At 60.1% G+C, this 24,651-nt stretch carries 22 protein-coding genes and 1 tRNA gene; 11 read left to right on the top strand and 12 right to left on the bottom strand.

Translation table 11 applies throughout. The features are described 5' to 3' along the window. Positions 1–207: 207 nt before the first annotated feature. The gene (locus tag FHT28_RS00890; protein WP_047555319.1) at positions 208–1,296 is read right to left on the bottom strand and encodes a DUF475 domain-containing protein; all 1,089 of its coding nucleotides are present in this window, start codon (positions 1,294–1,296) and stop codon (positions 208–210) included. A 407-nt stretch (positions 1,297–1,703) separates the two neighbouring features. Between FHT28_RS00890 and FHT28_RS00895 the strand changes: the two genes are divergently transcribed. Beyond that, a complete protein-coding gene (locus FHT28_RS00895; protein WP_037196364.1) occupies positions 1,704–1,952 on the top strand; it encodes a hypothetical protein in 249 nt (82 codons plus the stop codon). Between the two features lie 18 nt (positions 1,953–1,970). On the opposite strand, the gene FHT28_RS00900 is transcribed toward FHT28_RS00895, so the two are convergent. Continuing rightward, the gene (locus FHT28_RS00900; protein ID WP_037196365.1) at positions 1,971–2,441 is read right to left on the bottom strand and encodes a hypothetical protein; all 471 of its coding nucleotides are present in this window, start codon (positions 2,439–2,441) and stop codon (positions 1,971–1,973) included. An 85-nt stretch (positions 2,442–2,526) separates the two neighbouring features. After that, on the bottom strand, positions 2,527–2,757 hold the full coding sequence (locus FHT28_RS00905) for a hypothetical protein (protein ID WP_037196367.1): 231 nt from the start codon (positions 2,755–2,757) through the stop codon (positions 2,527–2,529). 213 nt (positions 2,758–2,970) lie between these two features. On the opposite strand from FHT28_RS00905, the gene FHT28_RS00910 reads away from it, so the two are divergent. Then, entirely contained in the window at positions 2,971–3,279 is a 309-nt protein-coding gene (locus FHT28_RS00910; RefSeq protein ID WP_037196369.1) for a hypothetical protein, read from the top strand. Between the two features lie 138 nt (positions 3,280–3,417). On the opposite strand, the gene FHT28_RS00915 is transcribed toward FHT28_RS00910, so the two are convergent. Together FHT28_RS00915 and cpdR1 are read right to left on the bottom strand one after the other, a co-directional pair. Continuing rightward, a tRNA-Val gene (locus FHT28_RS00915) sits at positions 3,418–3,492 on the bottom strand. An 84-nt stretch (positions 3,493–3,576) separates the two neighbouring features. Further along, the gene (cpdR1, locus tag FHT28_RS00920) at positions 3,577–3,939 is read right to left on the bottom strand and encodes a response regulator CpdR1 (protein WP_004117561.1); all 363 of its coding nucleotides are present in this window, start codon (positions 3,937–3,939) and stop codon (positions 3,577–3,579) included. A 284-nt stretch (positions 3,940–4,223) separates the two neighbouring features. Between cpdR1 and FHT28_RS00925 the strand changes: the two genes are divergently transcribed. After that, a complete protein-coding gene (locus FHT28_RS00925; RefSeq protein ID WP_037196586.1) occupies positions 4,224–5,108 on the top strand; it encodes an N-formylglutamate amidohydrolase in 885 nt (294 codons plus the stop codon). Between the two features lie 352 nt (positions 5,109–5,460). After that, positions 5,461–6,234 (top strand): histidinol-phosphatase, encoded by a 774-nt coding sequence (gene hisN / locus FHT28_RS00930; protein WP_037196371.1) that lies wholly within the window; start codon positions 5,461–5,463, stop codon positions 6,232–6,234. Positions 6,235–6,237: 3 nt separating this feature from the next. On the opposite strand, the gene FHT28_RS00935 is transcribed toward hisN, so the two are convergent. Beyond that, positions 6,238–7,212 (bottom strand): alpha/beta hydrolase, encoded by a 975-nt coding sequence (locus tag FHT28_RS00935; protein WP_168595354.1) that lies wholly within the window; start codon positions 7,210–7,212, stop codon positions 6,238–6,240. A 193-nt stretch (positions 7,213–7,405) separates the two neighbouring features. Between FHT28_RS00935 and FHT28_RS00940 the strand changes: the two genes are divergently transcribed. Continuing rightward, the gene (locus FHT28_RS00940) at positions 7,406–8,140 is read left to right on the top strand and encodes an SDR family oxidoreductase (RefSeq protein WP_047555442.1); all 735 of its coding nucleotides are present in this window, start codon (positions 7,406–7,408) and stop codon (positions 8,138–8,140) included. On the opposite strand, the gene FHT28_RS00945 is transcribed toward FHT28_RS00940, so the two are convergent. The 3 genes from FHT28_RS00945 to FHT28_RS00955 form a co-directional block, all read right to left on the bottom strand. Next, complete coding sequence (locus FHT28_RS00945; protein ID WP_092573460.1) at positions 8,091–9,029, bottom strand: LysR family transcriptional regulator; 939 nt, start codon at positions 9,027–9,029, stop codon at positions 8,091–8,093. The two genes, FHT28_RS00940 and FHT28_RS00945, sit on opposite strands and share 50 nt — an antisense overlap. A 213-nt stretch (positions 9,030–9,242) precedes the next feature. Further along, positions 9,243–10,310, bottom strand: coding sequence for a cyclic nucleotide-gated ion channel (locus FHT28_RS00950; RefSeq protein WP_168595355.1), 1,068 nt, complete (start codon positions 10,308–10,310; stop codon positions 9,243–9,245). Between the two features lie 297 nt (positions 10,311–10,607). Next, positions 10,608–11,087 (bottom strand): Lrp/AsnC family transcriptional regulator, encoded by a 480-nt coding sequence (locus FHT28_RS00955; RefSeq protein WP_047555324.1) that lies wholly within the window; start codon positions 11,085–11,087, stop codon positions 10,608–10,610. Between the two features lie 132 nt (positions 11,088–11,219). Here FHT28_RS00955 and FHT28_RS00960 point away from each other — a divergent pair, with 132 nt between their 5' ends. From FHT28_RS00960 to FHT28_RS00970, 3 genes are all read left to right on the top strand, one after another. Then, a complete protein-coding gene (locus FHT28_RS00960) occupies positions 11,220–11,636 on the top strand; it encodes a DUF2000 domain-containing protein (protein ID WP_168595356.1) in 417 nt (138 codons plus the stop codon). A 208-nt stretch (positions 11,637–11,844) separates the two neighbouring features. Further along, complete coding sequence (locus tag FHT28_RS00965) at positions 11,845–12,408, top strand: HAD family hydrolase (protein WP_348644964.1); 564 nt, start codon at positions 11,845–11,847, stop codon at positions 12,406–12,408. A 403-nt stretch (positions 12,409–12,811) separates the two neighbouring features. Beyond that, positions 12,812–13,276 (top strand): Hsp20 family protein, encoded by a 465-nt coding sequence (locus FHT28_RS00970; RefSeq protein ID WP_037196378.1) that lies wholly within the window; start codon positions 12,812–12,814, stop codon positions 13,274–13,276. Between the two features lie 135 nt (positions 13,277–13,411). Here the strand turns inward: FHT28_RS00970 and FHT28_RS00975 are convergent, their stop codons facing one another. Then, positions 13,412–14,422, bottom strand: a complete 1,011-nt coding sequence (locus FHT28_RS00975) for a bile acid:sodium symporter family protein (protein WP_168595357.1) — start codon at positions 14,420–14,422, stop codon at positions 13,412–13,414. Between the two features lie 110 nt (positions 14,423–14,532). Between FHT28_RS00975 and FHT28_RS00980 the strand changes: the two genes are divergently transcribed. Beyond that, entirely contained in the window at positions 14,533–15,390 is an 858-nt protein-coding gene (locus tag FHT28_RS00980) for a LysR family transcriptional regulator (RefSeq protein WP_168595358.1), read from the top strand. 396 nt (positions 15,391–15,786) lie between these two features. On the opposite strand, the gene FHT28_RS00985 is transcribed toward FHT28_RS00980, so the two are convergent. Further along, positions 15,787–16,833: a low specificity L-threonine aldolase gene (locus tag FHT28_RS00985; protein ID WP_168595359.1), complete on the bottom strand. Its 1,047-nt coding sequence runs from the start codon at positions 16,831–16,833 to the stop codon at positions 15,787–15,789. 566 nt (positions 16,834–17,399) lie between these two features. On the opposite strand from FHT28_RS00985, the gene gltB reads away from it, so the two are divergent. Then, positions 17,400–22,124 (top strand): glutamate synthase large subunit, encoded by a 4,725-nt coding sequence (gene gltB, locus FHT28_RS00990; RefSeq protein WP_168595360.1) that lies wholly within the window; start codon positions 17,400–17,402, stop codon positions 22,122–22,124. A 178-nt stretch (positions 22,125–22,302) separates the two neighbouring features. Beyond that, positions 22,303–23,757 (top strand): glutamate synthase subunit beta, encoded by a 1,455-nt coding sequence (locus tag FHT28_RS00995; RefSeq protein WP_037196383.1) that lies wholly within the window; start codon positions 22,303–22,305, stop codon positions 23,755–23,757. A 64-nt stretch (positions 23,758–23,821) separates the two neighbouring features. Here FHT28_RS00995 and FHT28_RS01000 read toward each other — a convergent pair whose 3' ends face one another. After that, positions 23,822–24,571 carry an aminoacyl--tRNA ligase-related protein gene (locus FHT28_RS01000; protein WP_037196384.1) on the bottom strand — a complete coding sequence of 250 codons (750 nt, stop codon included), beginning with the start codon at positions 24,569–24,571 and terminating at the stop codon, positions 23,822–23,824. Between the last annotated feature and the right edge of the window lie 80 nt (positions 24,572–24,651).

The raw sequence follows: 24,651 nt of genomic DNA on the forward strand, positions 1-24,651 counted from the left end.
TCTATCGCCATTGCGATATTTTTGCAGAAAACGCTAGGCCTATCTGCTGTGATCGCAAACATTCGGCGATCTTCGTGTGGAAATTCTGATGAACGCACGCAGGACCATGGTCCCGGATATCGAGACGAAAGCCCTCGAAAGGGCTTCGACGTTGCGAAATATGGCCGCCAACCGGATCGAGATGCGGCGGCGGCCGTCGCTTGCGCGCTACGCCTTCGCCCTGTGGCTCCGTTCATCATGCGCAACGCCGTTGTGCTTGTTGTAGCGGATCGACGACCAGAGAGAGACACCGATCAAGGCAGCACCACCAAGGCCGGTGATGACTTCGGGGATATGCATCAGCGTCTGCATGTACATGATCACCGACAGGATCAGGATGGCATAGAAGGCGCCATGCTCGAGGTAGCGATAATGGGCGAGCGTGCCCTTCTCCACCAGCATGATCGTCATGGAGCGAACATACATCGCGCCGATGCCGAGACCGATGGCGATGATGAACAGGTTCTGGGTGAGTGCGAAGGCTCCGATCACTCCGTCGAAGGAGAAACTCGCGTCGAGGATTTCCAGATAAAGAAAAGCACCGAAACCGCCCTTTGCGGCTGCGCTCATCGTTTTTTGGGAGGCATCGAGAAATCCGGCGAGAACCTCGACCAGCAGGAAGGTCAGGAGACCGTAGATCGAGGCATGAAGGAATGTCGTCGACTCATTGCCGTCGAGCAGGGAGCTGAAGATGAGAACAAGGATCAGCACGAAGGCGATTTCGACGCCCTTGATAGTAGCGAAATGCGCCATCCGCTTCTCCAGGAAGCTGATCCAATGCACGTCCTTTTCATGGTTGAAGAAGTAGGTGAGGCCAACCATCATCAGGAAGGTGCCGCCGAAGGCGGCGATGGCGAGATGCGCATCCTGCATGATCCGCGCATATTGTTCCGGTTCGGCGGCCGCAAGTTTCAGCGCTTCCCACGGGTTGATGTGGGCCGCAATGGCGACGATTGCCAGCGGAAAGACGATGCGCATGCCGAAGACGGCAATAATGATACCCCAGGTCAGGAAGCGATGCTGCCAGACCGGGGTCATTTCCTTCAGCTTGTTGGCGTTGACGATGGCATTGTCGAAGGAGAGCGAGATCTCCAATACGGCCAGCACCGCGCAGATGAAGAAGGCCGTGGCAAGGCCGCCGAACGTCCCGGTGGCGTTCCAGCCCAGCAGGCCGCCGAGAGCAAGGCCGCCCAAGGTGACGGCGAAAGCCCAGCCGAAATAGCCGAGCACGGATTTGGAGGCTGCGGGCGGCGTCATGGGCGCACCTCGCGGCAGACGAAATGACGATATTCGGATCGAGCGCGCAGCCACATGCCGGAGACGGCATGCGGATAACGCATGGTCAAGCTGTTCATAAGAAGAAATCCGCCGGCTCATCTGCAGGCGGTACCGACATCGCGAGAGCGCCGTAAAAACTCTCGCCAGAGGGGCCCGGCACCAAAGTTCAATCCGTCGCCGATGTCAGAAGGCGCGGAGATAACCCATAGTTAGTGAAGTCGCGACGCACGTCAAGGGTTGAAATCGCGGTCGAGACCATTGCTCCCACTAATTGAGAATTCGGGGAACCAAACGGGAAAGGCGGCGTTTGACCTTCGGGCATGTTTGTCCCATCTGCCAGACGGCTTCTAGTGTCTGGATAACAGCGACCGACAGGAGAAACGTCCATGAGTCCCAATCCCATCCAACGAAATGCACGGGAGCCGAAGCCGGAACTGACGGAACGGCAGAAGAAGGCGCGGTCGAATACGCTGCGTCAGGCGCAGGTATTGCCGCCGCACCAGGTCGATCTGACGCTGCACCCCGTGACGCAAGAGGACGTGCATGTTCCCGCCCATGTCAACGGCGCCGATCTCTCGCGCGAAGCGCCAGCCGATGCCAATCACGGCAACAAGCGAAAAGGCGGTTCGCACTAATAGGCCGCCGCCGACAGTTTATTTGTGGCGTGGCGTCTTGCCGTCGGAGGTAAAGCTGCCGTTGAAGCTCATTTCAGTCGATTTTGCCGAGCATTCGATGGTGACCGGCTTGCCCGAATAGGGATTGCCGAAGGTGCAGGTGCCCTTGGCTTCGACCTGGCCTGACATCTTGTTGCCGGCGCCGGTGGAGATGACCTCGATCGGCAACTGCGCCGTGCCCTTCTGACTGCCGGGCTTGATGCCGCCGCCGTTGCCCTGGAAGCCGAGCATCTTGCCGCCGGATGTGAAAATGAAGGTCACTATGCCGTCCGGCCCCGTCACGCTGGCGACCTCGGTTTTACAGCCTTTGCTGACGTCGAGCTTGCCAACCACGAGCTTGGAACATTTTCCGCTGACCGCGGTGACGCCCTGAGCCGGAAAATTTTCCACGGCCGCAGCCGACGTAGCGGCCAGCGCCGTCAATCCAAAAGCAATGCATGCGAATCGCATAAGGGGCTCCTTTTAAGCCCCTATAGGTTTGCCGATCAAAATGTGGCAGTCAACCCGAAGCCGCGATGCGCAGGCGCGCTTGCCGTCATTCCGGCACGAGTGAGCCGATCAACTGCAGCAGGGCTTTCTGCCGATTACCGCCGCCGGCCAGGAACTCGTAGAGGCTCATGGCTTTCTCGCTGCCACCATCGACGGTGTAGTCGGCCTGGCGGATCACGAAGACTTCGCCGCTTTCGGAGTCGCGGGCAAGGTGGAACATATATTCGTCGCCATTAGGCTTGTGGTTCTTATAGAACTGCCGCTTCACCACCGTCATCTCATCCTCCCGTATGATCGATGCGTTAGTGTGACAGTAGGATGACGGCGCGGCCGGAAGTCAAGCGGCTTATGGCGGGAAATCGCCCCGACGGATCCCGGGCGACCGCAACCATGACGGACAGCAGCATGTGATTGGCTATCTGTAAAAAGGTGATTATTCTCGGGCTTGCGCTCGAATATTCGAGACGCGAAAAGCAGGAGATTAAAGCACATGAGAATGATGTTAGCGCTGGGGGCGATTTTGAGCCTGGCATGCGTCTCCGCGGGCGAGGCGCCTTCTAATTATCAGACATATCACGGCGTCCGAGTCGACAGTGATCCGGTGCTGCTGGCAAAATACAACAAGGCTCTCAACTATTGCGAGCCCGAGGCCTATTCCTGGCACCGCGGGTCGCCGGACCCGAACAGCACCCTCTACTGGCTGGCGCTGAGAGATTGCCTCTATCGCCACAGCTTCGTGGATCGCGGCGCCTATGCCTATCCGACGACGGCGGTATTCCGGAATTTTCTGGATCGCTGACGGCCGACAGGTCAATTCGGCTCGCGGAACATTGCTTGGGGCAAGCAGGCGCCGCGACCAGATGAGCGCAGCTCGACAAAGCGAAACTAAAAAGGCCTTTCGATTGCTCGAAAGGCCTTGCTTTTCAGCGAATTAGGATGGTGGGCGTGACAAGGATCGAACTTGTGACCCCTACGATGTCAACGTAGTGCTCTCCCGCTGAGCTACACGCCCATCCGATGGCGGCGCATAGATCACAAAACCTTGGTTGCCGTCAATAGGCTTTTTTTCGGTTTTGTGACGCGACCGCCGGAAGCCTTAGGCGGCAAGGAGTTTGTTGACTTCGTCGACCAGTTCGCGGAGGTGGAAAGGCTTGGAAAGCACCTTCGCATCCTTCGGAGCCTTCGAATCAGGGTTCAGCGCCACGGCGGCAAAGCCGGTGATGAACATCACCTTCAGGTCGGGATCGAGCTCGGTGGCGCGGCGGGCCAGCTCGATGCCGTCCATTTCCGGCATGACGATATCGGTCAAAAGCAGCGAAAACGGCTCTTCGCGCAGCCGGTCGTATGCGCTTGCTCCATTGTCAAAGGACAAGACCTTGTAGCCGGCTTTTTCGAGCGCCTTCACAAGGAAGCGACGCATGTCGTTATCGTCTTCGGCAAGAAGTATCTTTTGGGTCATCATCTCTTCGCTAATCAATCTTGTCTTGTTGGACTCGTCCAGCGTTTAGGTTAGCGCTCTGCCGTAAACAAGCCGTGAATACCGGCCGGATGCGGCATTCCCTGTTTATTCGAGGCGCGAGTGCATCCCACGAAAACACTTTGCGTTTCCGCTGGTCGGGCATTCGGAGATTTCGGTTACGGCGCTTTGGATTAAGGCCATTTTGCTCAAGTTACTATGGACTTGCAGGCATGCAACTGGCAACATGATTACTGCGACAAGTTGTTGACATGGTAAAGACGTTGATGTCCGCAGAAATGCGCAGTTTCGAGATTTACGAAGTATTGGAGCCCGTCTCCCAGACGATACCGTTTGTCTATAGCTCGCCACATAGCGGCCGCATCTACCCCCCCGATTTCATCGCTCAATCCCGCCTGCAGGGCATCGCCATCCGCCGCTCGGAGGATCACTACGTCGACGAGCTTTTTTCGGCGGCGAGCTCTCTCGGCGCACCGCTGCTGTTCGCCAATTTTCCGCGCGCCTATATCGATGTCAATCGCGAGCCCTACGAGCTCGATCCGCGCATGTTCGACGGCGCATTGCCATCCTATGCCAACATCAATTCGCTGCGGGTTGCCGGCGGTCTCGGCACGATCCCGCGAATCGTCGCGGAAAATATGGAAATTTATGCCCGGCGGGTGCCGGTCGAGGATGCGCTGAAGCGCATCGACACCATCTACAAGCCTTATCATTCCACCCTTCGGCGACTGATCGCGCGCACGCATGTCAAGTTCGGCTTCGGCGTGTTGGTCGATTGCCATTCCATGCCGGGCAATATCCGCATCGCCGGCAGCAATGCGCGGCCGGATTTCATTCTCGGCGACCGCTACGGCACCAGCGCATCGGCGGAACTTTCGCGCGCCGCCATGCAGATCCTCGAAGAACTCGGCTTCAATGCCGTGCGCAACAAGCCCTATGCCGGTGGCTTTATCACCGAGCATTACGGCCGTCCCTCCCGCGGGCTCCATGCCCTGCAGATCGAGGTCAACCGCTCGCTCTACGTCGACGAGGTGACGCTGGAGAAGCGCCCGGATTTCGATCAGGTCGCATCCGCCATCACGCTTTTCATGAAGCGCATGGCCGAGCATGTGGAATCCTACACGGGCGATCCAGCGCTGGCGGCGGAATAGGGGCATCTCTCCCGCCCATTCGGCACGCTAAGGATGGCAAGATATCGCCCCGCGTTGGTCGCGCCGTTCCCATGAGACAAAATAACCCCGACAAAAAAAGAACCGCGCTCGTGGCGCGGCTAAGTCTAGGGAGGAAACACCCAAGGAGGGTATTTACAGTCAAAAGACTGTAGCTGGATATTGATCCCGCACTGCACAAATGTCAAGCATTTTATTGCGGTGCAAAATATTTAGGCAAATTCTGAAATTTTGCCCGATTGACAGGCATTGCGCCCACTGCGTCATCATCCGGTTTGCTTCAGGAGCTATATGCGCTATGGATCGCTCATCCCGTCACTTAATCGGATTGACCATGCTTCCCGATCACACGTTCTTCTCTCGTCTGGCCGAGGCGGCCAAGGCCGAAACCCTGCCGCGCTTCCGCGCCGGCGTCGATGTGGTCAACAAGGAAGCCAGGGGCTTCGATCCGGTGACCGAAGGGGATCGTGCCGCCGAAGTGGCGATTCGTTCGCTGATCGAGGCTGAGTTTCCCGATCATGGCATCCTGGGCGAGGAACACGGCAGTATCGGTCTCGATCGCGAGTATGTGTGGGTGATCGATCCGATCGACGGCACGCGCGCCTTCATCTCGGGCGTGCCCGTCTGGGGAACGCTGATCGGCTTGCAGAAGAACGGCCGCGCCATCATGGGCCTGATCGACCAGCCCTTTACCGGCGAGCGTTATTTCGCCGATGGTAACAGCTCGACTTACTCAGGCCCCGACGGCGAAAGGCGACTCGAGGTCCGCGATTGCGGCAGCCTGTCGAACGCGATCCTGTTCACGACTTCGCCGCATCTCTTCGTCGGCGAGGAGCTTGCCAGATATCGCGAGATCGAGAGCCAGGTCCGCCTTTTCCGCTACGGCACGGATTGCTACGCCTATGCGTTGCTCGCCGCCGGTCACGTCGATCTCGTCATCGAAAATTCGTTGAAGCCCTATGATGTCGGCGGCATCATTCCCGTCATCGAGCAGGCTGGCGGCATCATCACCACCTGGGATGGCGGCCGGCCGGAAATGGGCGGCACGATCATCGCGGCAGGCAGCCGCGCCGTGTATGACCAGGCGCGCGCTATCCTGTCTCGATAAGCGCTAGGCTTCCGCCTCCACCTCATAGGCAGTGGTTTCCGCATCGCTGCCGGGAATGAACGCATGGATGGCCGCAAGGGCCTGATTGCGATAGATATCCCGCTCCTGCAGGATTTCATGCTTGGCGCCGTGAATGGGCACAAGCTGTGCTGCGCGAAAATAGCGCGACAGCCGCTCCTGATCGACATAAGGCACGACGCCGTCTCGCGTCGGCGCGATCAGCACGGTCGGAATGGGGATCGAAAACAGGTGTTCGGGCCTGTTGACGCGCTCGATTGCATGGAAGGCTTGCGACAGCCAGCGCGCCGTCGGCGGGCCGAGGCTGAGTTGCGGATAGGCCTCGCCAATGCCGACGTTGCGCCGATAGCGCTGCTCGTCGGTGGTCAGCGGATTCTCGCCGAAAGGCCGTTCCTTGAATTTCTTGCTGAATTGCATCCGTCCGAGCCCGACGCCGCTGACCGCACCGGAAAGAAAGCGGATAAGGCCCGGAGAGACGCCGTGGCCGGTCAACCCGATAAAGGGAGCCGACAGCACCATGCGTTCAATACGGGTTGCGAGCCTTGGCGCTGCGGACAGGGCGATCAGGCCACCGGTCGAATGCGCGAGAAGAAAGAAGGGCAGGCGCGTATCCGGCAGAACAATTTTGTCGAGGAAGGCGGTAAGATCATGTTCGTAATCCGAAAATCGCCTGATATGGCCGCGCAGCGGATCCTTCAACAACCGCTCCGAGCCGCCCTGGCCGCGAAGATCGAAGGTTGCCACCCATAGGCCCTTGGCCGTGAGATCGCGGATCGTCTCGAAATATTTCTCGATGAACTCGTTGCGTCCCTGAAGCAGCACGACGGTGCCCTTGGCGACCGGCTGCTCGCAGCGGAAAACGGCGTAGCGCAGCTTGCGCCCGTCGAAACTCTCGAAGAACCCCTCGGTGCGGTTCTCTGGCACCGGATTGTCTGCCGTGGAATAGAGGATCGAATCCATTGCGATGTCGCGCCTCGCTGACAAATGGCTCACCTCAAGGGGATAGCGCAGGTTGGGGGAATTGCAACAGGTTTGTTGGCCGCGATATCCCTCCATCGGCGTTTCCGATGATACTATCGTTTTTCTCCGTTTCCTCTCCTTGCGCCTCTCTGCGAATTCTCAGCCATAGTCATCACCTGTGGGAATGAAAGCCATGGCAATTGCTGAAATCGCGAATTCAAGAATTCTTATTGTCGGCGGCAGCTCCGGAATGGGCCTGGCGCTGGCAAGACGCACGCTCGCCATCGGCGCCGAGGTCATCATCGTCGGACGGAACGAGGACAAACTTAAACGCACCGGCGCGGAACTCCAAAGTGCGGCGCTCTCCACTGTCGCTGCCGATATCACGCAAGAGGGCCAAGTCGCCGATCTATTTGAGCGGGTCGGTCGACTCGATCACATCGTCAGCACAGCCGCCGATATCGAAGGTGCTTATGAGTTGCTGCCTTCACTGGATCTCAGGGCAGCGCAAAAGGTCGTGGAAAGTAAATTCTACGGACCGCTATTGCTCGCGAAATATGGCGTACCCGTGCTCTCTCCTGCCGGTTCCATCACCTTCACATCCGGTATCGCGGCCTATCGTCCGGCGGCGCGGGGATCGGTCGTTGCCGCGGTCAATGCGGGCCTGGAAGGATTGGTTCGCGCGCTCGCCGTCGAGGTGGCGCCGATCCGCGTGAATGCTGTTTCGCCTGGCTGGGTCGACACGCCCATCTGGACGTTCGTTGCCGGCGACAAGAAAGACGAGACACTGAGCGCCATGGCAAAACGACTGCCGGTTGGGCGGGTGGGACAACCGGAAGACATCGCCGATGCCATCAGCTTCCTGATGGGCAATGCCTTTACAACGGGGACGATACTGCATGTCGAGGGCGGGCATCGGCTGGTTTAGCCGGCGCGAAACTGTCGCTTGCGGTCGCCAGCAGCAGTTTCAGGGTCGGCGGCTGAATACGCCTGCGCCGCCAGATCATCACAAGCGACGCTGTCCGCATTGGACCCGGCCAAGGCATCTCGCTGATTTCGCCACGATCGAGTGCGTCGGCGACGGCAAGTCGCGGAACCAGGCTGACGCCGGTTCCAGCTGCAACGAGCCGCGCAATCGTGCCGATGCTGCCGACTTCCGCAGCGAGCTTCGGTGCCGCCATCCCTGCCGCGTCAAATGCCTTGTCGAGCAGGTGTCGATAGACGCAGCCGACCTCGGTTGCCACAAAGCTCATGGAGGCAAGCGTGGACAAGTCGCCTCTTTTCGGCGCGGCTTCCTTCTGGGGAGGCATGATGAGGATCAACGGCTCTGCCGATAAAGTTCGCTTCGCCAGGCCTTCATCGAGACCGTCCTTGTCAAAACAGAAGACGATGTCGATCTCGCCGTCTTCGAGCTTTCGCAACAGATCGCCGCTGCCGGCGACCTTCACTCGTAGATTGATATCAGGATGACCGCTCTGAAAAGTCGATAACCATTGCGGAAGCCTCATGGAAGCAACTGTCTCCAGCGCGCCGATCGTCACCGTCCCAGCCGCAACCCCGGCGGCTGTCTCGACGGCCGCGCGCGCCTCGTCCGCAACCGTCAGAATTTCTTCGGCATAGCGTCTTAATGTTTCGCCCGCCGCTGTCAGCTCCAAGCCCGATCTCGACCGGATAAAGAGCGCCGCGCCAAGTTCAGTTTCGAGCGACTGGATCTGATCGCTCACACTCGATTGGGCGAGATGGACCTCCTCGGCTGTGCGAGTGAAACTCCGGTTCCGGGCGACCGCGAGGAATGTCTTGAGTAGTCTAGGATGCATCGAGCCGTGCCCAATTAAGGTCGGAATAGGCGCCATCAAATGACGAGAGACGCAATACAGACGACGCTGCCATATCGCTTGTGTCAGCGTCAACACGTCACGAAATGATCGCAAAAAGTCAACGGTGGGTCCGGGCTATCCGTTGCTCGAAATTTCTCGGGTGTTGGCACCTACGACGCTTGCAACTACGTTTTTGTCACAACGTCGTCTGCATCAGGTTTTCGGTGTCGCACCGCGTCGTTCGAGAGCGGTTTTGTGGATGATGTCGGCGATCTCCGGGCTGCTGCTCGACAGCATCTGGAAGTCCGACGAATAGAGCGACAGCAGTGAGACTTCAGTCGCGGCGCTGACGGTCGCCGAGCGGGGCTCGCCGCTGATCAGCGCCATCTCGCCGAAGAAACTGCCGGTGCCGAGCTCCACAGGGTTCGGTGTGGCGACGCTGACCCGGCCCTCGACGATGAAGAACATCTGGTCGCCAGTCTCGCCTTTGCGGCAGATGATGGCGCCGGCCGGCACGACGCGAGGTCTCAGCGCTCGCACGATCTCGATGAGTGCGCCCGAACCAAGCTTCTGGAACAGCGGCACTGCGGCAACCAACTGCCAATTGCGCACGAAGTCCTGGCGACGCACTTCTTCATAAAAGCCGGTGGCGAGGATGCCGGCCCACAGCGCAAAGATGCCGATTCCACTCATCATGACCAGCCCGGCAAGGACGCGACCGGCGAAACTTTGCGGAATCTCGTCGCCATAGCCGGTGGTCGACAGCGTGACCACCGCCCACCACATCGCCAGGGGGATGCTGCCGAACTTGTCAGGCTGGACGTCGCGCTCGATGATATAGGCTGCGAGCGCCGCGCCGAACAGAACGATGCCGAAGATCGAGGTAACGCCGATCAGATTGCGCGCTTCTTTGGTGAGGACCCTGCCCAGCAGCCGGAAGAAGGTTGAGCCGCGCAGCGGCTTCAGCAGCCAGATGGCACAATAGAGGCTTTGGTCGCGGCCGCCGACGAAAAAGAATGCGGCCACAGGGACTAAAACGGCAAGCACGTCGACCGTGATTTCCAATGCCCTGCCGCGAACGTCTCTCATCCGCTGCATGATCAGCGTCTCGATCAATTGCAGTACGTAGGCAGCCCAGATGCCGGCGAGCAGGACTTCCAAGATGAGCCTGGTCTGTCCCGTTATGTTCGGCAACGTAAGTGCAGCCACGGTCAACAGACCGATTGCAACGAACAGCGCGTTCAGCGATGCGGAAATCTTCGAAAAACGGAGCGCCGACATTCAATACCCCGGGTGGGCTGCCACTTTTCTAGAATAGGATGGCTTCGGTCCAAACGTAAAGGGCTGGCGGGACATGCACAGCAGCCAAGTCCTGGCCAGTGAAACAAGCAATTGTGGCTGTCTTTTCAATCAGATTTCGATCGCTTCGGACATTCTTTGGAATCGCGCAAGACTATGCCGGTTCCGGCGATCATGAGGCAGCGCGAGTAGTTCGGGGAATTGCGATAGATTTTTGCTTTTCCCGGCATGACGAGCGATCGCCTCCCTGCGGCGCCCAGCATTCCATGTCTTGGGCCTTTATTGCTGCCCGACATCCAGTGGAAACCCCCTGAAAGGCTTGATTTCCTTGAGCACGAACGTCGTCTGCATCTCCTTGATGCGCGGCAGCCGGCGGACGACCGCCATGGCGAAATCCGCGTAGCTGTCGAGGTCAGCGGCGACGACCTGCAGCAGAAAATCCGCGTCTCCGGCGATGCTGTAGCACGCCACCACTTCGCTCAGCTTCAGGACGTCGCGCGAGAATTCCTCGGCTTCGGCCTCGCTGTGGCTGTCGATCTTCACTCTGATGAAAGCCAGGACACCGAGGCCGATCTGCCGCCTGTCGAGGGTCGCCGTGTAGCCCTGGATCACTCCGGTTTCCTCAAGCTGGCGCACGCGCCGCCAGCAGGGCGATGTGGAAAGCCCGACTTCGGATGAGAGTGCCTGGTTCGTCAGACGTCCGTCTTTCTGTAGCGCGCCGAGGATTCGCAGGTCGATGGGTTCAAGCGTAGAAGGCATAGGCCACCTTAAAGTCTGTCAGTATAGGTAGGACATACCACATAAAGCCAATTTTTAGCAATGAAAGGTAAGATTATCCGCGATAGACGAGATATTCTGCGAGCAGACACCGCCAACAACAGCAGGGTACCAATGCTTCGCGATATCCGTATCGCCATCGTCATCAACCCGGATCTGCCGCTCGGGCTGATCGCCAATACCGCCAGCGCCATCGCGATCGGCCTGGGGGCAAGGTTTCCCGGTCTCGCGGCGCAATCTCTGACCGATAGCGAGGATCGCACCATCGACATTAGCTCAAACATGCCTGTACCGATGCTGCAGGCGGATGCCGATACAATCCGGTCGCTGCTGCTGAAGGCGCTCACTCAGCAGGAAGAACGGGCAATCGTTCCCTTTCCAGCCTTCGCACGGTCGCTTCACGATTACAGGGAATATGAGGCAACGTTTCCCGGTCGTGACCTTGCCGGGGAGACCATCGATGGCCTGGGAATAGCCGGTCCATCGAAATGGGTGAAATCGCTGACGGGTTCGCTGAAGCTGTTGCGGTAGGTTTGTCGCTAGGGCGCTGCGTGGCGAGATGGTGTTTGGTATCAGGGAGCTTGTCGTCCTCCTTACATGCTGGTAACGGCAATGGGATGAAGCTTCCACAATCACCCCGTGCAGTCGTGTTCGACATGGATGGACTGCTCTTCGACACTGAGTCGCTCTATATACGATACGTTCGCTGATCACGGCTGCCGCGGAGTATGGCTATGAAATGACATGGGATCTGTACCGCCCCATGCTCGGTTTGCCCTGGCATGTGAATCGTCATTCGCTGCTTCTCCATTATGGTCCATCTTTTCCCGTCGACGAGGTACGGTCTCTCTGGCTTGAGCATTTCGACGCGTTGTGCCAGACGGAACTCAGATTGAAAGCAGGGGTTTCGGAATTGCTGGATCTTCTGGATGAACTCGATATTCCACGAGCGATAGCGACGTCCTCATTCCGCCATAACGTCGATCATCATCTTGAGGCCCACGGCTTGACGCATCGTTTCCATCAGATTGTCGCATACGGCGACTACGAGGAAAGCAAGCCTGCTCCCGATCCATTTCTGGCGGCAGCCACTCGGCTGGGCATCGAGCCGTGTTCCTGTCTTGCTCTGGAAGATTCGCATAACGGAGTGAGGTCCGCTTCCGGAGCCGGCATGATGACGATCATGGTGCCGGATCAGATGGAGCCCAATGAAGAAATCCTGAAGCTTTGTTTGGGTTCGGCTTCCAGCCTGCATGAGGTGTATCGGCTCATAGCAGCGGCAAACGGACGGCTTTCGATCTAGGGCAATCGGTCTCCACGGATTTCCATCCAAGGCGATTCCGAGCTGTTATCGCTACCGCACAATAAAAAAGGCCGGCTTGCGGGATAGAGAGATCCGCAGCGCCGGCCGAGCAAGGACTGAAGAAGAAGGGACGATACACTTCAGTCATCGGATGATGGTGTATCCGACGGTGTTATTGATAGGCTCGCCTGCCTGAACGGGTTCCGAACCGGGTGTTCATCTGCGGTTCACGACGGTTTTTTGCCAAGATTCGGGCGGCTGAGCGGGGTCTTGAACTCCCGAGAGGCGATCACCATCTCCAGTCTGCGGGTGCCAAACGGGCTCGCAAAACCGTCCCGAGGCCGCCAGAAGCGGGGCCATGGGGCAAGTTCAGAATCGCAATTGTCGCTCACAGGAGGACTCCATGCGTCACGTAGACTTTTCTCCCCTTTACCGTTCCACCGTCGGTTTCGACCGCCTGTTCACCATGCTCGATACCCTTGCCCAGCCGGATCAGGCTCAGACCTATCCGCCCTACAATATCGAGCGCACCGGTGAAAACACCTATCGCATCACCATGGCCGTTGCAGGTTTCGATGAAAAGGAACTGAGCATCGAGGCTCATGCCCACGTCCTTCACGTCAAGGGCGAAAAGAGCGAAGAGCCGGCTGAAGCCAGCGAATATCTCTATCGCGGCATCGCCAAGCGCGCCTTCGAGCGTCGCTTCCAGCTCGCCGATCATGTCGAGGTCAAGGCGGCTTCGCTGAAGAATGGTTTGCTGCACATCGATCTGTTGCGCAACCTTCCGGAAACGATGAAACCCCGTCGTATCTCGATTGCGGCCGATCCGGTGGAAACTCCGAAGGCCATCGAGGCTCACATCAACTAAAACAGGCTGACGGTCGTCGACCGTCATGCCCGGGCTGACGGACTTGAGCCGGCATGCCTTTGATCCTCCCAAGATCAAAAAAGAAGCGGCGCTCCATCGGGGCGCCGCTTTTGTTTTGGAGTGATATGGGGGACGTCAGGCGGCGTTCGTCGCCCCCGTTGCCTCGGCCTTCGCGGTCTCGCGCCGCTTGGCCGCATCGGCATATTTCTGGGCGAGGAAGGCGCAGGTCATCAGCTGGATCTGATGGAACAGCATCAGCGGCAGGACGATGGCGCCGATGCCCTGGCCGGCGAAGATGACGTTGGCCATCGGCACGCCGCTCGCCAGCGACTTTTTCGAGCCGCAGAAGGTGATGGTAATCTCATCGGCCTTGGAGAAGCCGAGTGCGCGACTGCCGAACATGGTGATGCAGAGCACCGTAGTCAGCAGCACCATGTTGGCGACGATAACGGTGGCGATGTCGAGCACCGAGAAGGTATGCCACAACCCCTCGACCACGGCCTCGCTGAAGGCCGAATAGACCACCATCAGGATCGAGCCGCGATCGACCGGCATCAGGATCTTCTTCTTCGAGCGGATCCAATCGCCGATCCACGGCTGCAGCAATTGGCCGGCGATGAAGGGGGCGAGCAGCTGCAACATGATCTGCCACAGCACATCCCAGGAAAAGCCGCCCTGGCCACCCACCGAAAACAGAAGGCCGACGAGCAGTGGCGTCAGAAACATGCCGAAGATGTTCGAGGCGGACGCGGAGCAGATGGCGGCCGGCACGTTGCCGCCGGCAATCGACGTGAAGGCGATGGACGACTGCACGGTCGAGGGCAGCACGCTCAGAAACAGCATGCCGGTGTAGAGCGATACCGGCAGAATGCTGTTCGGTACGACCTGGCCTATGGCGAGCACCAGCAGCGGGAAAATGCCGAAGGTCGTCAGCAGGATGACGAGATGCAGCCGCCAATGCAGCAGACCGGCGATGACGACATCGCGCGACAGGCGCGCGCCGTGCAGGAAGAACAGCAGGCCGATGGCAAAGTTGGTGGCGATGCCGAAATAGTGGGCGCTCGCCCCATGCACGGGAAGGAAGGATGCGGTCGCGACCGTCAGGACGAGCAGCATGGTGAAGGTGTCTGGAAGAAAGCGGCGCATCGTGCCAACCCCGATCGCAATTGCAAGTCTTAATGATTAGTCCTTGCAGATAGACCTATTGTGATCCACGATGCAAGGAATAACAGTTATCGCAATATGGGATAAGCGGGATGCTCGACCTTACGCAGTTGCGCAGTTTCGTTGCCGTGGAGCAGATGGGCAGCTTTACGCTGGCGGCGGAAAGGCTCGGGCTCGGCCAGTCGACGGTCAGCCAGCATATCCAGAGGCTCGAAGCAGAGCTCGGCCGTAAGCTGCTGGCCCGCGATACGCATCGCGTGGTCCTGACCGGCGATGGTGAGGCGCTGCTTGGGCATGCGCGTCAGATGCTGTCGATCGAAGGGGACGTGCGCCAGCTTTTCGCCGGCAACAGCCTGCGCGGCAGCCTTCGGCTCGGCGTTTCCGAGGATTTCGTCACCAGCCAGCTCCCCGACGTATTGGAGGAGTTCGTCCGCTCGCATCCCTCGGTCGATCTGGAATTGACGGTCGCGCTTAGCGGCACGCTCTATGAAATGCAGGACAATGGCGATCTCGATCTGGTGCTTGCCAAGCGTCGTCTCGGCGATGTCAGGGGCAAGCTCGTTTATCGCGAGCCGCTGATCTGGCTGGCACGCGATCCCGAGCGCATTCGCAAGCTTGCGGCACCGCTGCCGCTCATCGCCTTTCCCGCGCCGAGCGTCACGCGCGCAGTGGCATTGGAAGCACTGCGCCGGCAGCAGGTGCCCTGGCGGATCGTCGTCACCTGCGGCAGTCTCAGCGGCCTGACGGCGGCGGCCCGCGCCGGAATGGGCGTTCTCGTTCAGCCCCGCAGCATGGCGCCGGCCGGATTGACCGAGATATCTCCGGGTTGGCTGCCGGCCCTGGAGGATGTGGAGTTCGTGCTTGTGCCGCGCAAGGGTGCGAATCAACTTCTGGTCGATGCTTTGTCGGAGGATATTCTGGCGAAGGTGAGGGGACTCAGATCGACGTGACGATCGCGACATTACCGGCACAATCGTAAAAGCCGCGGCCGATCATGCGGATAAGATCAAGCCTTTGCTGGGTTTATTTCGCCAGCTGTTGCGTCTCTTCCTGCATGCCCTGTCCCTGAGCCACACCGGTTCAGACCAACGTCAGCTTCCGTCGCCACTGTAAGTGGCAGCGGACAAGGACATCAGCCCGTCCGCTATATGGTGTTATCTTCATTTCCGGATTTGCCGCTTGCGTCATGGCAATGACGGCGGTCGTCCATCGTGCCGCGAGGTCCGATCGCGACGATCCGCCGACCCTTACGATGTTCGCGCATTGGAATCGGAACTAAGCTTCTGGCGCCCTGTTGAGCGCCGCCCGGCCCGAGGCCGGTTCCGGCGCTCTTCTTTGCCCCGCCGTCAAGCGAGGCAGGCGAGGAAATCCGTCACGTCGGTCTCAGTTGTGGCGAAGCTGGTGACGAGGCGGATCAGCGTCTCATCCTTGCCGACCAGTTCGGGCTGCGATTCCGGGATCGGCCATTCGTAGAATTTCGCACCCTTGTCCTCGGCAGTCTTGGCGGCTGACTTGGCCACGATCGCGAAGACCTCGTTCGAAATCGTCGGCCAGGCGAGGCGTGCCGCAGGCGCTTTTTCGATGCCGGCGCGCAGGCGGTCGGCCATGCCGTTGGAATGACGGGCCAGGTCGAGCCAGAGATTGTCCTTGAAGTAGCCATCGAACTGAGCGGCGATGAAGCGCGATTTCGAGAAGAGCTGGGCGGCGCGCTTGCGGATGAAATGCATCTCCTTCGCCTTTTCTGGATTGAAGAAGACGATCGCTTCGGCGCACCAGCAGCCGTTCTTGGTGCCGCCAAAGGAGAGGATGTCGACGCCGCGCTTCCATGTCATCTCAGCCGGGCTGGCGTCGAGCGCAACCAAGGCGTTGGCGAAGCGTGCGCCATCCATATGCAGCGGCAGGCCGTTCGCCTTGGCGACCGAGGCGATGGCATCGATCTCGGCGAGCGAATAGACCGTGCCGATTTCCGTTGCCTGGGTGATCGTCACGGCCGCGGCGCGGCCGTGATGAACGGCATCCTGCGGGAAACGGGCAATCTTGGCGGCAAGCGCCTCGGGGTCGATCTTGCCGGCAGCACCCTTGACCGTTGCGAGCCGTGCGGCGCTGAAGAAATCAGGGGAACCGCATTCGTCTTCGGCGACATGCGCCTCACTGTGGCAAAAGGTGATACCGCCCGGTTTCTGGACGCTGGCGAGTGACAATGAATTGGCAGCAGAGCCGGTCGCGACGAAGAAGACGGCAACCTCGCGCTCGAAGATCTCCGCGAATTTGGCCTCTACCCGCTGATCGAGGTCGCTCGTGCCGTAGGCGGAAGCGAACCCTCCCGACTCGGCAAGGAGGCGTTCGGCGATCTTGGAATGGGCGCCAGCCCAATTATCGGAGGCAAAGAACATGGATGTGCACCAGATGAAGGATTGAATTGAAGGAAGGATAAATAAGGCCGGGCGGACATTACGCCAATGCAACGGCCTATCAAGAGCGTCCTCATGAAGAATGCATCACAGAAATTGATCTACGCAATCAACAAATAAAATGATGCGCTGCAGCGAAACTTTATTGCTCTAATTATGCAACAAAGGCAATCTTCCGTCGTTCACTGACGAATTTTTGCCGTTTTGCTCTTGCGAAGGCTTAAGCTTTCTGGCATAGAGCTGATGAATTAGGACAGGGTTGCTGTCCTATTTTGGCCACCGAGGCCGAAGATGCGCCGGAGGGTCCTGACGATGTCGGGATTTAGAGCTATAGTTGTCGAGAGCATGCCTTTTCAAGCCTTCGAGGCGGCGGGCAGGGCGGCGGTGGAATAGCAAGGCGCGGAACGCTGACGACGGGCTCCACCACGAGGCCCGGTGTTCGCGACCGGATCTTCACAATGCAACAGCGCTGTCGCGCGTCGGCCCCGGAAACGGACCGCGCGGGACGAAGGAGCGCCCGCGACGCGGGCCTTACCGGAGGGAAGACGATGACGAACAGGACGCCGTCCATGACTTTTGACCAGACCGCTGCAGCCAATGCTGTCGCTACGGCCAAAACGTCGAAACGCGCCGCCGGCATCCCACGGAAGCAAGGCCTCTACGATCCGCGCAACGAGCACGATGCCTGCGGCGTCGGCTTCGTTGCGCATATGAAGGGCGAGAAGTCGCATCAGATCGTGCGCGACGGCCTGTTCATCCTTGAAAACCTGACGCATCGCGGCGCCGTCGGTGCCGATCCGCTGATGGGCGACGGCGCGGGCATTCTCGTGCAGATTCCCGACCGTTTCTTCCGCGAGGAAATGGCCCTGCAGGGCATCACCCTGCCGAAGGCGGGCGAATATGGCGTCGGTCATTTCTTCCTGCCGCGCGACGAGACGCTGATCGAGCATTTCAAGAATGCCATCAGACAGGTCGTCACCGAGGAAGGTCAGGAGCTGATCGGCTTCCGCGACGTACCGGTCGACAATTCCTCGCTCTCAAAGGCGCCCGATATCGCCGGCACAGAGCCGCATCATGTACAGGTCTTCATCGGCGCAGGTCGCGATGCCGGCACGAACGAGGAGTTCGAGCGCCGCCTGTTCACGCTGCGCAAGGTGATCTCCAACCGCATCTATGCGGAATACGAGGGCGAAGAGAGCAACTTCTACCCCGTCTCGCTGTCGAGCTCGACCATCGTCTACAAGGGCATGTTCCTCGCCTATCAGGTCGGCGCCTATTATAAGGATCTGGCCGATCCGCGCTTCGAGTCGGCGGTCGCCCTCGTGCACCAGCGCTTCTCGACCAACACCTTCCCGTCGTGGAAGCTGGCGCATCCCTATCGCATGGTCGCCCATAACGGCGAAATCAACACGCTGCGCGGCAACGTCAACTGGATGGCGGCGCGCCAGGCGTCGGTATCCTCGCCGCTGTTCGGTGATGATATCTCCAAGCTCTGGCCGATTTCCTATGAGGGACAGTCGGATACCGCCTGCTTCGACAACGCGCTCGAATTCCTCGTGCGCGGCGGCTACTCCATGGCGCATGCGGTGATGATGCTCATCCCGGAAGCCTGGGCCGGCAACCAGCTGATGGCGCCGGAGCGCAAGGCGTTCTACGAATATCATGCCGCCCTGATGGAGCCGTGGGATGGCCCGGCCGCCGTCGCCTTCACCGACGGGAAGCAGATCGGCGCGACGCTCGACCGCAACGGCCTGCGTCCGGCCCGTTACCTCGTCACCAATGACGATCGCGTCATCATGGCGTCGGAAGCCGGCGTGCTGCCGGTCGACGAAGAAAAGATCATCCAGAAGTGGCGCCTCCAGCCGGGCAAGATGCTGCTGATCGACATGGAAAAGGGCTGCATCATTTCCGACGAGGAAGTGAAGTTGGAGCTCGCCACCAAGCATCCCTATCAGAGCTGGCTCAAGCGCACGCAGCTCATCCTCGAAGACCTGAAGCCGGTGGAGCCGCGCGCGCTTCGCCGCGACGTGTCGCTGCTCGACCGCCAGCAGGCTTTCGGCTATACGCTCGAGGACACCAAGCTCCTGATGTCGCCGATGGCGACGACCGGGCAGGAGGCGATCGGCTCCATGGGCACGGATACGCCGATCTCGGCCATGTCCGACAAGCCGAAGCTGCTCTACACCTATTTCAAGCAGAACTTCGCGCAGGTGACGAACCCGCCGATCGACCCGATCCGCGAGGAGCTTGTCATGAGCCTCGTCTCCTTCATCGGTCCGCGTCCGAACCTGCTCGACCATACCGGCATGGCCAACGCCAAGCGCCTGGAAGTCCGCCAGCCGATCCTGACCAACGGCGATCTCGAAAAGATCCGCTCGATTGGTCATACGGAAGACCGTTTCGACACCAAGACCCTCGATTTCACCTATGACGTCGAGCGCGGCGCCGAAGGCATGCCTGAGATGCTCGACCGTCTCTGCGAGCGGGCAGAAGCCGCCGTTCGCGGCGGCTACAACATCATCGTGCTTTCCGACCGGCAGATCGGGCCGGACCGCATCGCGATCCCGGCGCTGCTGGCCACGGCCGCCGTGCACCATCACCTGATCCGCAAGGGGCTGCGCACCTCGGTCGGCCTCGTCGTCGAAACCGGCGAGCCGCGCGAAGTGCATCATTTCTGCCTGCTCGCCGGCTATGGCGCCGAGGCGATCAACCCCTATCTCGCTTTCGACACGCTGCTCGACATGCATCAGCGCGGCGAATTCCCGAAGGAAGTGGACGCCACGGAAGTCGTCTACCGCTACATCAAGGCGGTCGGTAAAGGCATCCTCAAGGTCATGTCGAAGATGGGCATTTCGACCTACCAGTCCTATTGCGGCGCGCAGATCTTCGATGCGATCGGCCTGCAGCAGGAATTGGTCGACAAGTACTTCTTCGGCACGGCGACGATGATCGAGGGCATCGGCCTTGAAACCATCGCCGAGGAAACCGTCGCTCGCCACAACTCCGCTTTCGGTCGTGATCCGCTGCTGGCGAGCACGCTTGAGATCGGCGGCGAATATGCCTTCCGCATGCGCGGTGAAAGCCATGCCTGGACGCCGGATGCAGTGGCAGCACTTCAGCATGCCGTGCGCGGCAATGCCGAGGATCGCTATCGCGAGTTCGCCGAGATGGTCAACCAGTCGGCCCTCCGGATGAACACCATCCGCGGCCTCTTCAAGATCAAGGGTGCGGAAACGCTCGGCCGCAAGCCGATTTCGGTCGACGAAGTCGAGCCCGCTATCGATATCGTCAAGCGCTTCTCGACGGGCGCCATGTCCTTCGGCTCCATCAGCCGCGAGGCGCATACGACGCTGGCGATCGCCATGAACCGGATCGGCGGCAAGTCGAACACCGGCGAAGGCGGCGAAGAGTCCGATCGTTACATGCCGCTCTTCGACGGCTCGCCGAACCCGGAACGCTCAGCGATCAAGCAGATCGCCTCCGGCCGCTTCGGCGTGACCACCGAATATCTGGTCAATGCCGACGTGCTGCAGATCAAGGTGGCGCAGGGTGCCAAGCCCGGCGAGGGCGGACAGCTGCCGGGTCACAAGGTCGATGCGACCGTCGCCAAGACCCGGCATTCGACGCCGGGTGTCGGCCTGATCTCGCCGCCGCCTCACCATGACATCTACTCGATCGAAGACCTGGCGCAGCTCATCTTCGACCTGAAGAACGTCAACCCGACCTCGGCGGTGTCGGTCAAGCTCGTCTCGGAAGTCGGCGTCGGCACTGTTGCCGCCGGCGTTGCCAAGGCGCGCGCCGACCATATCACCATCGCCGGCTTCGACGGCGGCACCGGCGCTTCGCCACTGACCTCGCTGAAGCATGCCGGCAGCCCGTGGGAAATCGGCCTTGCCGAAACCCAGCAGACGCTGGTGCTGAACGGGCTGCGCTCGCGCATCGCCCTGCAGGTGGACGGCGGCCTGAAGACCGGTCGCGACGTCATCGTCGGCGCGCTGCTCGGCGCGGACGAATTCGGCTTCGCCACCGCGCCGTTGATCGCGGCCGGCTGCATCATGATGCGCAAGTGCCATCTCAACACCTGTCCGGTCGGCGTCGCCACCCAGGATCCGGTGCTGCGCAAGCGCTTCAAGGGCGCGCCGGAGCATGTCATCAACTACTTCTTCTTCGTCGCCGAGGAAGTGCGCGAAATTCTCGCCTCGCTTGGCGTTACCAAGCTGGACGACATCATCGGCGCTTCCGAGCTTCTGGAGAAGGACGACATGCTCGCCCACTGGAAGGCGAGGGGCCTCGACTTCAGCCGCATCTTCCACAAGGTCGACGCGCCGAAGGAAGAGACTTACTGGACATCAGCGCAGAAGCACCCGATCGACAATGTTCTCGACCGCACGCTGATCGAGAAGGCCGAGCCCGCACTGTCTTCCAAGACGCCGGTCGCCTTTGAGGTCGGCATCAAGAATGTCGACCGTTCGGCCGGCGCCATGCTGTCGGGCGCGGTTGCCAAGCGCTATGGCCATCGCGGCCTGAAGGAAGACACGATCAACGTCACGCTGAGGGGCACCGCCGGCCAGTCGTTCGGCGCGTTCCTGGCGCGCGGCGTGACTTTCAACCTCATCGGCGACGGTAACGACTATGTCGGCAAGGGTCTTTCGGGCGGCCGCATCATCATCCGTCCGCCGGAGAATTCGAAGATCCTGGCCGAGCATTCGATCATCGTCGGCAACACCGTGCTTTACGGCGCAACCGAAGGAGAGTGCTACTTCCGCGGTGTCGCGGGCGAGCGCTTCGCGGTCAGAAACTCCGGTGCGATCGCCGTCGTCGAAGGCGTGGGCGACCATGGCTGCGAATACATGACCGGCGGCGTCGTCGTCGTGCTCGGCGAAACCGGTCGCAACTTCGCGGCCGGCATGTCGGGCGGCGTGGCCTATGTGCTCGACGAAATCGGCGATTTCGCGCGCCGCTGCAACATGGCGATGGTCGAGCTGGAGCCGGTTCCCGAAGAGGACGAGCTGCTGGAGAAGCTGCATCATCATGGCGGCGACCTCATGCACAAGGGACGCGTCGACGTTTCGGGTGACATGACGCGCCATGATGAAGAGCGTCTCTACCAGTTGATTTCGAACCATTTCCACTACACAGGTTCGACGCGCGCCAAGGAAATTCTCGATCACTGGGCCGACTACCGCCCGAAATTCCGCAAGGTCATGCCGGTCGAGTATCGCCGTGCCCTCGAGGAAATGGAGCGCAGCCGGATGGGCGTGGCGGCGGAGTAATCCGCCCCGGCTCGTTAAGCCAGTCGAGGGTTTCGCCTCGCATTGCGGTCGCCGCTTGGGCGATCGCAACTGTCGAACAGCGGAATCGGATTTGAATTACAGTGCCGGACAGGGAACGGAACTTACCCTCAGGCACGGGAGCCATCGGCTCCACTTTTTTGAGTGAGGAAACGAAAGCATGGGCAAGGTAACAGGCTTCCTGGAAATCGACCGGCAGGTAGGCAAGTATCAGCCGGCGTCTGATCGCATCCGGCATTTCCGTGAATTCACGATCCCCATGTCGGACCCGGAAGTGCAGAAACAGGCGGCTCGCTGCATGGACTGTGGCATTCCCTATTGCCACGGCCCGACCGGCTGCCCGGTGCACAACCAGATCCCGGATTGGAATGACCTCGTCTACAACAACAATTGGGAAGAGGCGATCCGCAACCTGCATTCGACCAACAACTTCCCGGAATTCACCGGCCGCGTCTGCCCCGCCCCTTGCGAGGAAGCGTGCACGCTGAACCTGGAAGACGCGCCGGTTGCCATCAAGACCGTCGAACAGGCGATTGCCGACAAGGCCTATGAGCTCGGCTTCATCCGCCCGCAGCCGGCAACCGTGCATACCGGCAAGAAGGTCGCCGTCATCGGCTCCGGCCCTGCCGGCATGGCCGCCGCCCAGCAGCTCGGCCGCGCCGGCCACGACGTTCATCTCTATGAGCGCGAGTCGAAGCCCGGCGGTCTGCTGCGTTACGGCATCCCGGACTTCAAGATGGAGAAGAACTTCATCGATCGCCGCGTCGAGCAGATGAAGGGCGAGGGTGTCACTTTCCATTGCGGCGTCAATGTCGGCGTCGACGTCAAGGTCGAGCAGCTCCTGGCCGATCATGATGCCGTGCTCTATTGCGGCGGCTCGGAAACGCCGCGCGAGGCCGGCATTCCCGGCGTCGAGCTTGCCGGCGTGCATGACGCCATGCCCTACCTCGTGCAGCAGAACCGCCGCGTCGGCCGCGAAAACATCGACAGCGTCGGCTGGCCTGCCGATCCGATCCTTGCCGGCGGCAAGCATATCGTCGTCGTCGGCGGTGGTGATACCGCATCGGACTGCGTCGGCACTGCATTCCGCCAGGGTGCGGTCAAGGTTACCCAGCTCGACATTCGCCCGCAGCCGCCGGAAAAGGAAGACAAGCTCGCCGTCTGGCCCTTCTGGGCGACGAAGATGCGCACCTCCTCCTCGCAGGCCGAGGGTGCGGTTCGCGAATTCCAGGTCGCGACGCTGGAATTCGTTGGCGAAGACGGCGTGCTGACCGGCGTGAAGTGCTGCGAAGTGGATGAGCGCCGCAAGCCGATCGCCGGGACGGAATTCGTCATCCGTGCCGATCTTGCCTTCATCGCCATCGGTTTCCGTGGCCCGTTCACCGACGGCGTGCTCAAGGAGCTCGACGGCAAGCTGACGCTGAACACCGACAAGCGCGGTTCGACCAACGTCGTCGCCGACGACAAGGACTACAAGACCTCCGTCGACAAGTTCTGGACCGCCGGCGACGTTCGCCGCGGCCAGTCGCTGGTGGTCTGGGCGATCCGCGAAGGCCGCCAGGCGGCGCGCGCGATCGATGAGGCCTTGATGGGCTCGACGGTTCTGCCGCGGTAAGCCTCACCGATATTTTGGTGCGACTATCAGAAGGCCGGGTTCGCGATGAACCCGGCCTTCATTCTTATCGGCTTGCCGCAATGTTCCAATTGTAGATGCAGCGATCGAGCCCGATGGCGATCTCGAGTACTCTCACATCGTGGTCTATCGCAGGCCCCTTCCTGGCGTGGCTGCGATAGCGTTGGGGGAAATCCGTGCGCTTCGAGATCGAACAGACCTCCATCCATTTATCGTCATTGTCGACTTCGATATCCATCGTGACCTCGGAGTAGGCCGGCAGGCGATCCGAAGGAACGATTCTGGTCGGCAGATGGATGACCGATCCGATCATGCGGCGGACCGGCTCCAGGCAGGCTGCGTGGTAATCGTTGCCGCTGTCGGCAGTGAAGGCGCATTGGAATTCGAGTTGCCAGAATTCCTTGAGCCGCACATGCTTGGTCGGTTGATCCTGTTCCCGGCGGTAGGATTTTCCAGCCTGCCAGATGCATAATGGCAGGCGTGTTCTGGAGTGATTTCCAAGAAGATGCTGCATGTAGACATAGGTTGACGCGGTTGTCTCCGGCCGCAGCAACAGTTCGGTCTCAGTCTTTGATACCCGTTCCTGCACCCATATGTCCTCCTGGGAATAGGCATCTGAAACGAGGCGGCGCGGCATAAGGGTCGGGGCTTCCACCCTTCGGACATCCCAGGCGGGGTTGACCGATCGCAGGAAGCTGCTGATTTCATCGGAAAAGAACCGGACCAGATCGTCGCGCAACCGGATATCCCGCTCTTCCCAATGAACGAGCGAATTTACGTTGTAGATATTGAGCACGTGCCATTCTCCATGGGCAACGTTGATGTTTTGGGCAAGGGCTTTACGTCCAGCAGCCGCCGGACAGACCAATGCCTCCG

Origin of the sequence: Rhizobium sp. SG570 (assembly GCF_012275345.1) — a bacterium.
In the GTDB taxonomy this organism is placed as follows: Bacteria; Pseudomonadota; Alphaproteobacteria; order Rhizobiales; family Rhizobiaceae; genus Rhizobium; species Rhizobium lusitanum.

Bases quoted from the DNA above. Each gene is read 5' to 3' on its own strand.
- FHT28_RS00965 (WP_348644964.1), top strand. From the start codon at position 11,845: ATGACATGGGATCTGTACCGCCCCATGCTCGGTTTGCCCTGGCATGTG.
- FHT28_RS00935 (WP_168595354.1), bottom strand. From the start codon at position 7,212: ATGGATTCGATCCTCTATTCCACGGCAGACAATCCGGTGCCAGAGAAC.
- FHT28_RS00960 (WP_168595356.1), top strand. From the start codon at position 11,220: ATGCTTCGCGATATCCGTATCGCCATCGTCATCAACCCGGATCTGCCG.
- FHT28_RS00945 (WP_092573460.1), bottom strand. From the start codon at position 9,029: ATGCATCCTAGACTACTCAAGACATTCCTCGCGGTCGCCCGGAACCGG.
- FHT28_RS00950 (WP_168595355.1), bottom strand. From the start codon at position 10,310: ATGTCGGCGCTCCGTTTTTCGAAGATTTCCGCATCGCTGAACGCGCTG.
- gltB (WP_168595360.1), top strand. From the start codon at position 17,400: ATGACGAACAGGACGCCGTCCATGACTTTTGACCAGACCGCTGCAGCC.
- FHT28_RS00895 (WP_037196364.1), top strand. From the start codon at position 1,704: ATGAGTCCCAATCCCATCCAACGAAATGCACGGGAGCCGAAGCCGGAA.
- FHT28_RS00980 (WP_168595358.1), top strand. From the start codon at position 14,533: ATGCTCGACCTTACGCAGTTGCGCAGTTTCGTTGCCGTGGAGCAGATG.
- FHT28_RS00900 (WP_037196365.1), bottom strand. From the start codon at position 2,441: ATGCGATTCGCATGCATTGCTTTTGGATTGACGGCGCTGGCCGCTACG.
- FHT28_RS00970 (WP_037196378.1), top strand. From the start codon at position 12,812: ATGCGTCACGTAGACTTTTCTCCCCTTTACCGTTCCACCGTCGGTTTC.
- FHT28_RS00925 (WP_037196586.1), top strand. From the start codon at position 4,224: ATGTCCGCAGAAATGCGCAGTTTCGAGATTTACGAAGTATTGGAGCCC.
- FHT28_RS00955 (WP_047555324.1), bottom strand. From the start codon at position 11,087: ATGCCTTCTACGCTTGAACCCATCGACCTGCGAATCCTCGGCGCGCTA.
- cpdR1 (WP_004117561.1), bottom strand. From the start codon at position 3,939: ATGACCCAAAAGATACTTCTTGCCGAAGACGATAACGACATGCGTCGC.
- FHT28_RS00890 (WP_047555319.1), bottom strand. From the start codon at position 1,296: ATGACGCCGCCCGCAGCCTCCAAATCCGTGCTCGGCTATTTCGGCTGG.
- FHT28_RS00905 (WP_037196367.1), bottom strand. From the start codon at position 2,757: ATGACGGTGGTGAAGCGGCAGTTCTATAAGAACCACAAGCCTAATGGC.
- FHT28_RS00940 (WP_047555442.1), top strand. From the start codon at position 7,406: ATGGCAATTGCTGAAATCGCGAATTCAAGAATTCTTATTGTCGGCGGC.
- FHT28_RS00985 (WP_168595359.1), bottom strand. From the start codon at position 16,833: ATGTTCTTTGCCTCCGATAATTGGGCTGGCGCCCATTCCAAGATCGCC.
- hisN (WP_037196371.1), top strand. From the start codon at position 5,461: ATGCTTCCCGATCACACGTTCTTCTCTCGTCTGGCCGAGGCGGCCAAG.
- FHT28_RS00995 (WP_037196383.1), top strand. From the start codon at position 22,303: ATGGGCAAGGTAACAGGCTTCCTGGAAATCGACCGGCAGGTAGGCAAG.
- FHT28_RS00910 (WP_037196369.1), top strand. From the start codon at position 2,971: ATGAGAATGATGTTAGCGCTGGGGGCGATTTTGAGCCTGGCATGCGTC.
- FHT28_RS00975 (WP_168595357.1), bottom strand. From the start codon at position 14,422: ATGCGCCGCTTTCTTCCAGACACCTTCACCATGCTGCTCGTCCTGACG.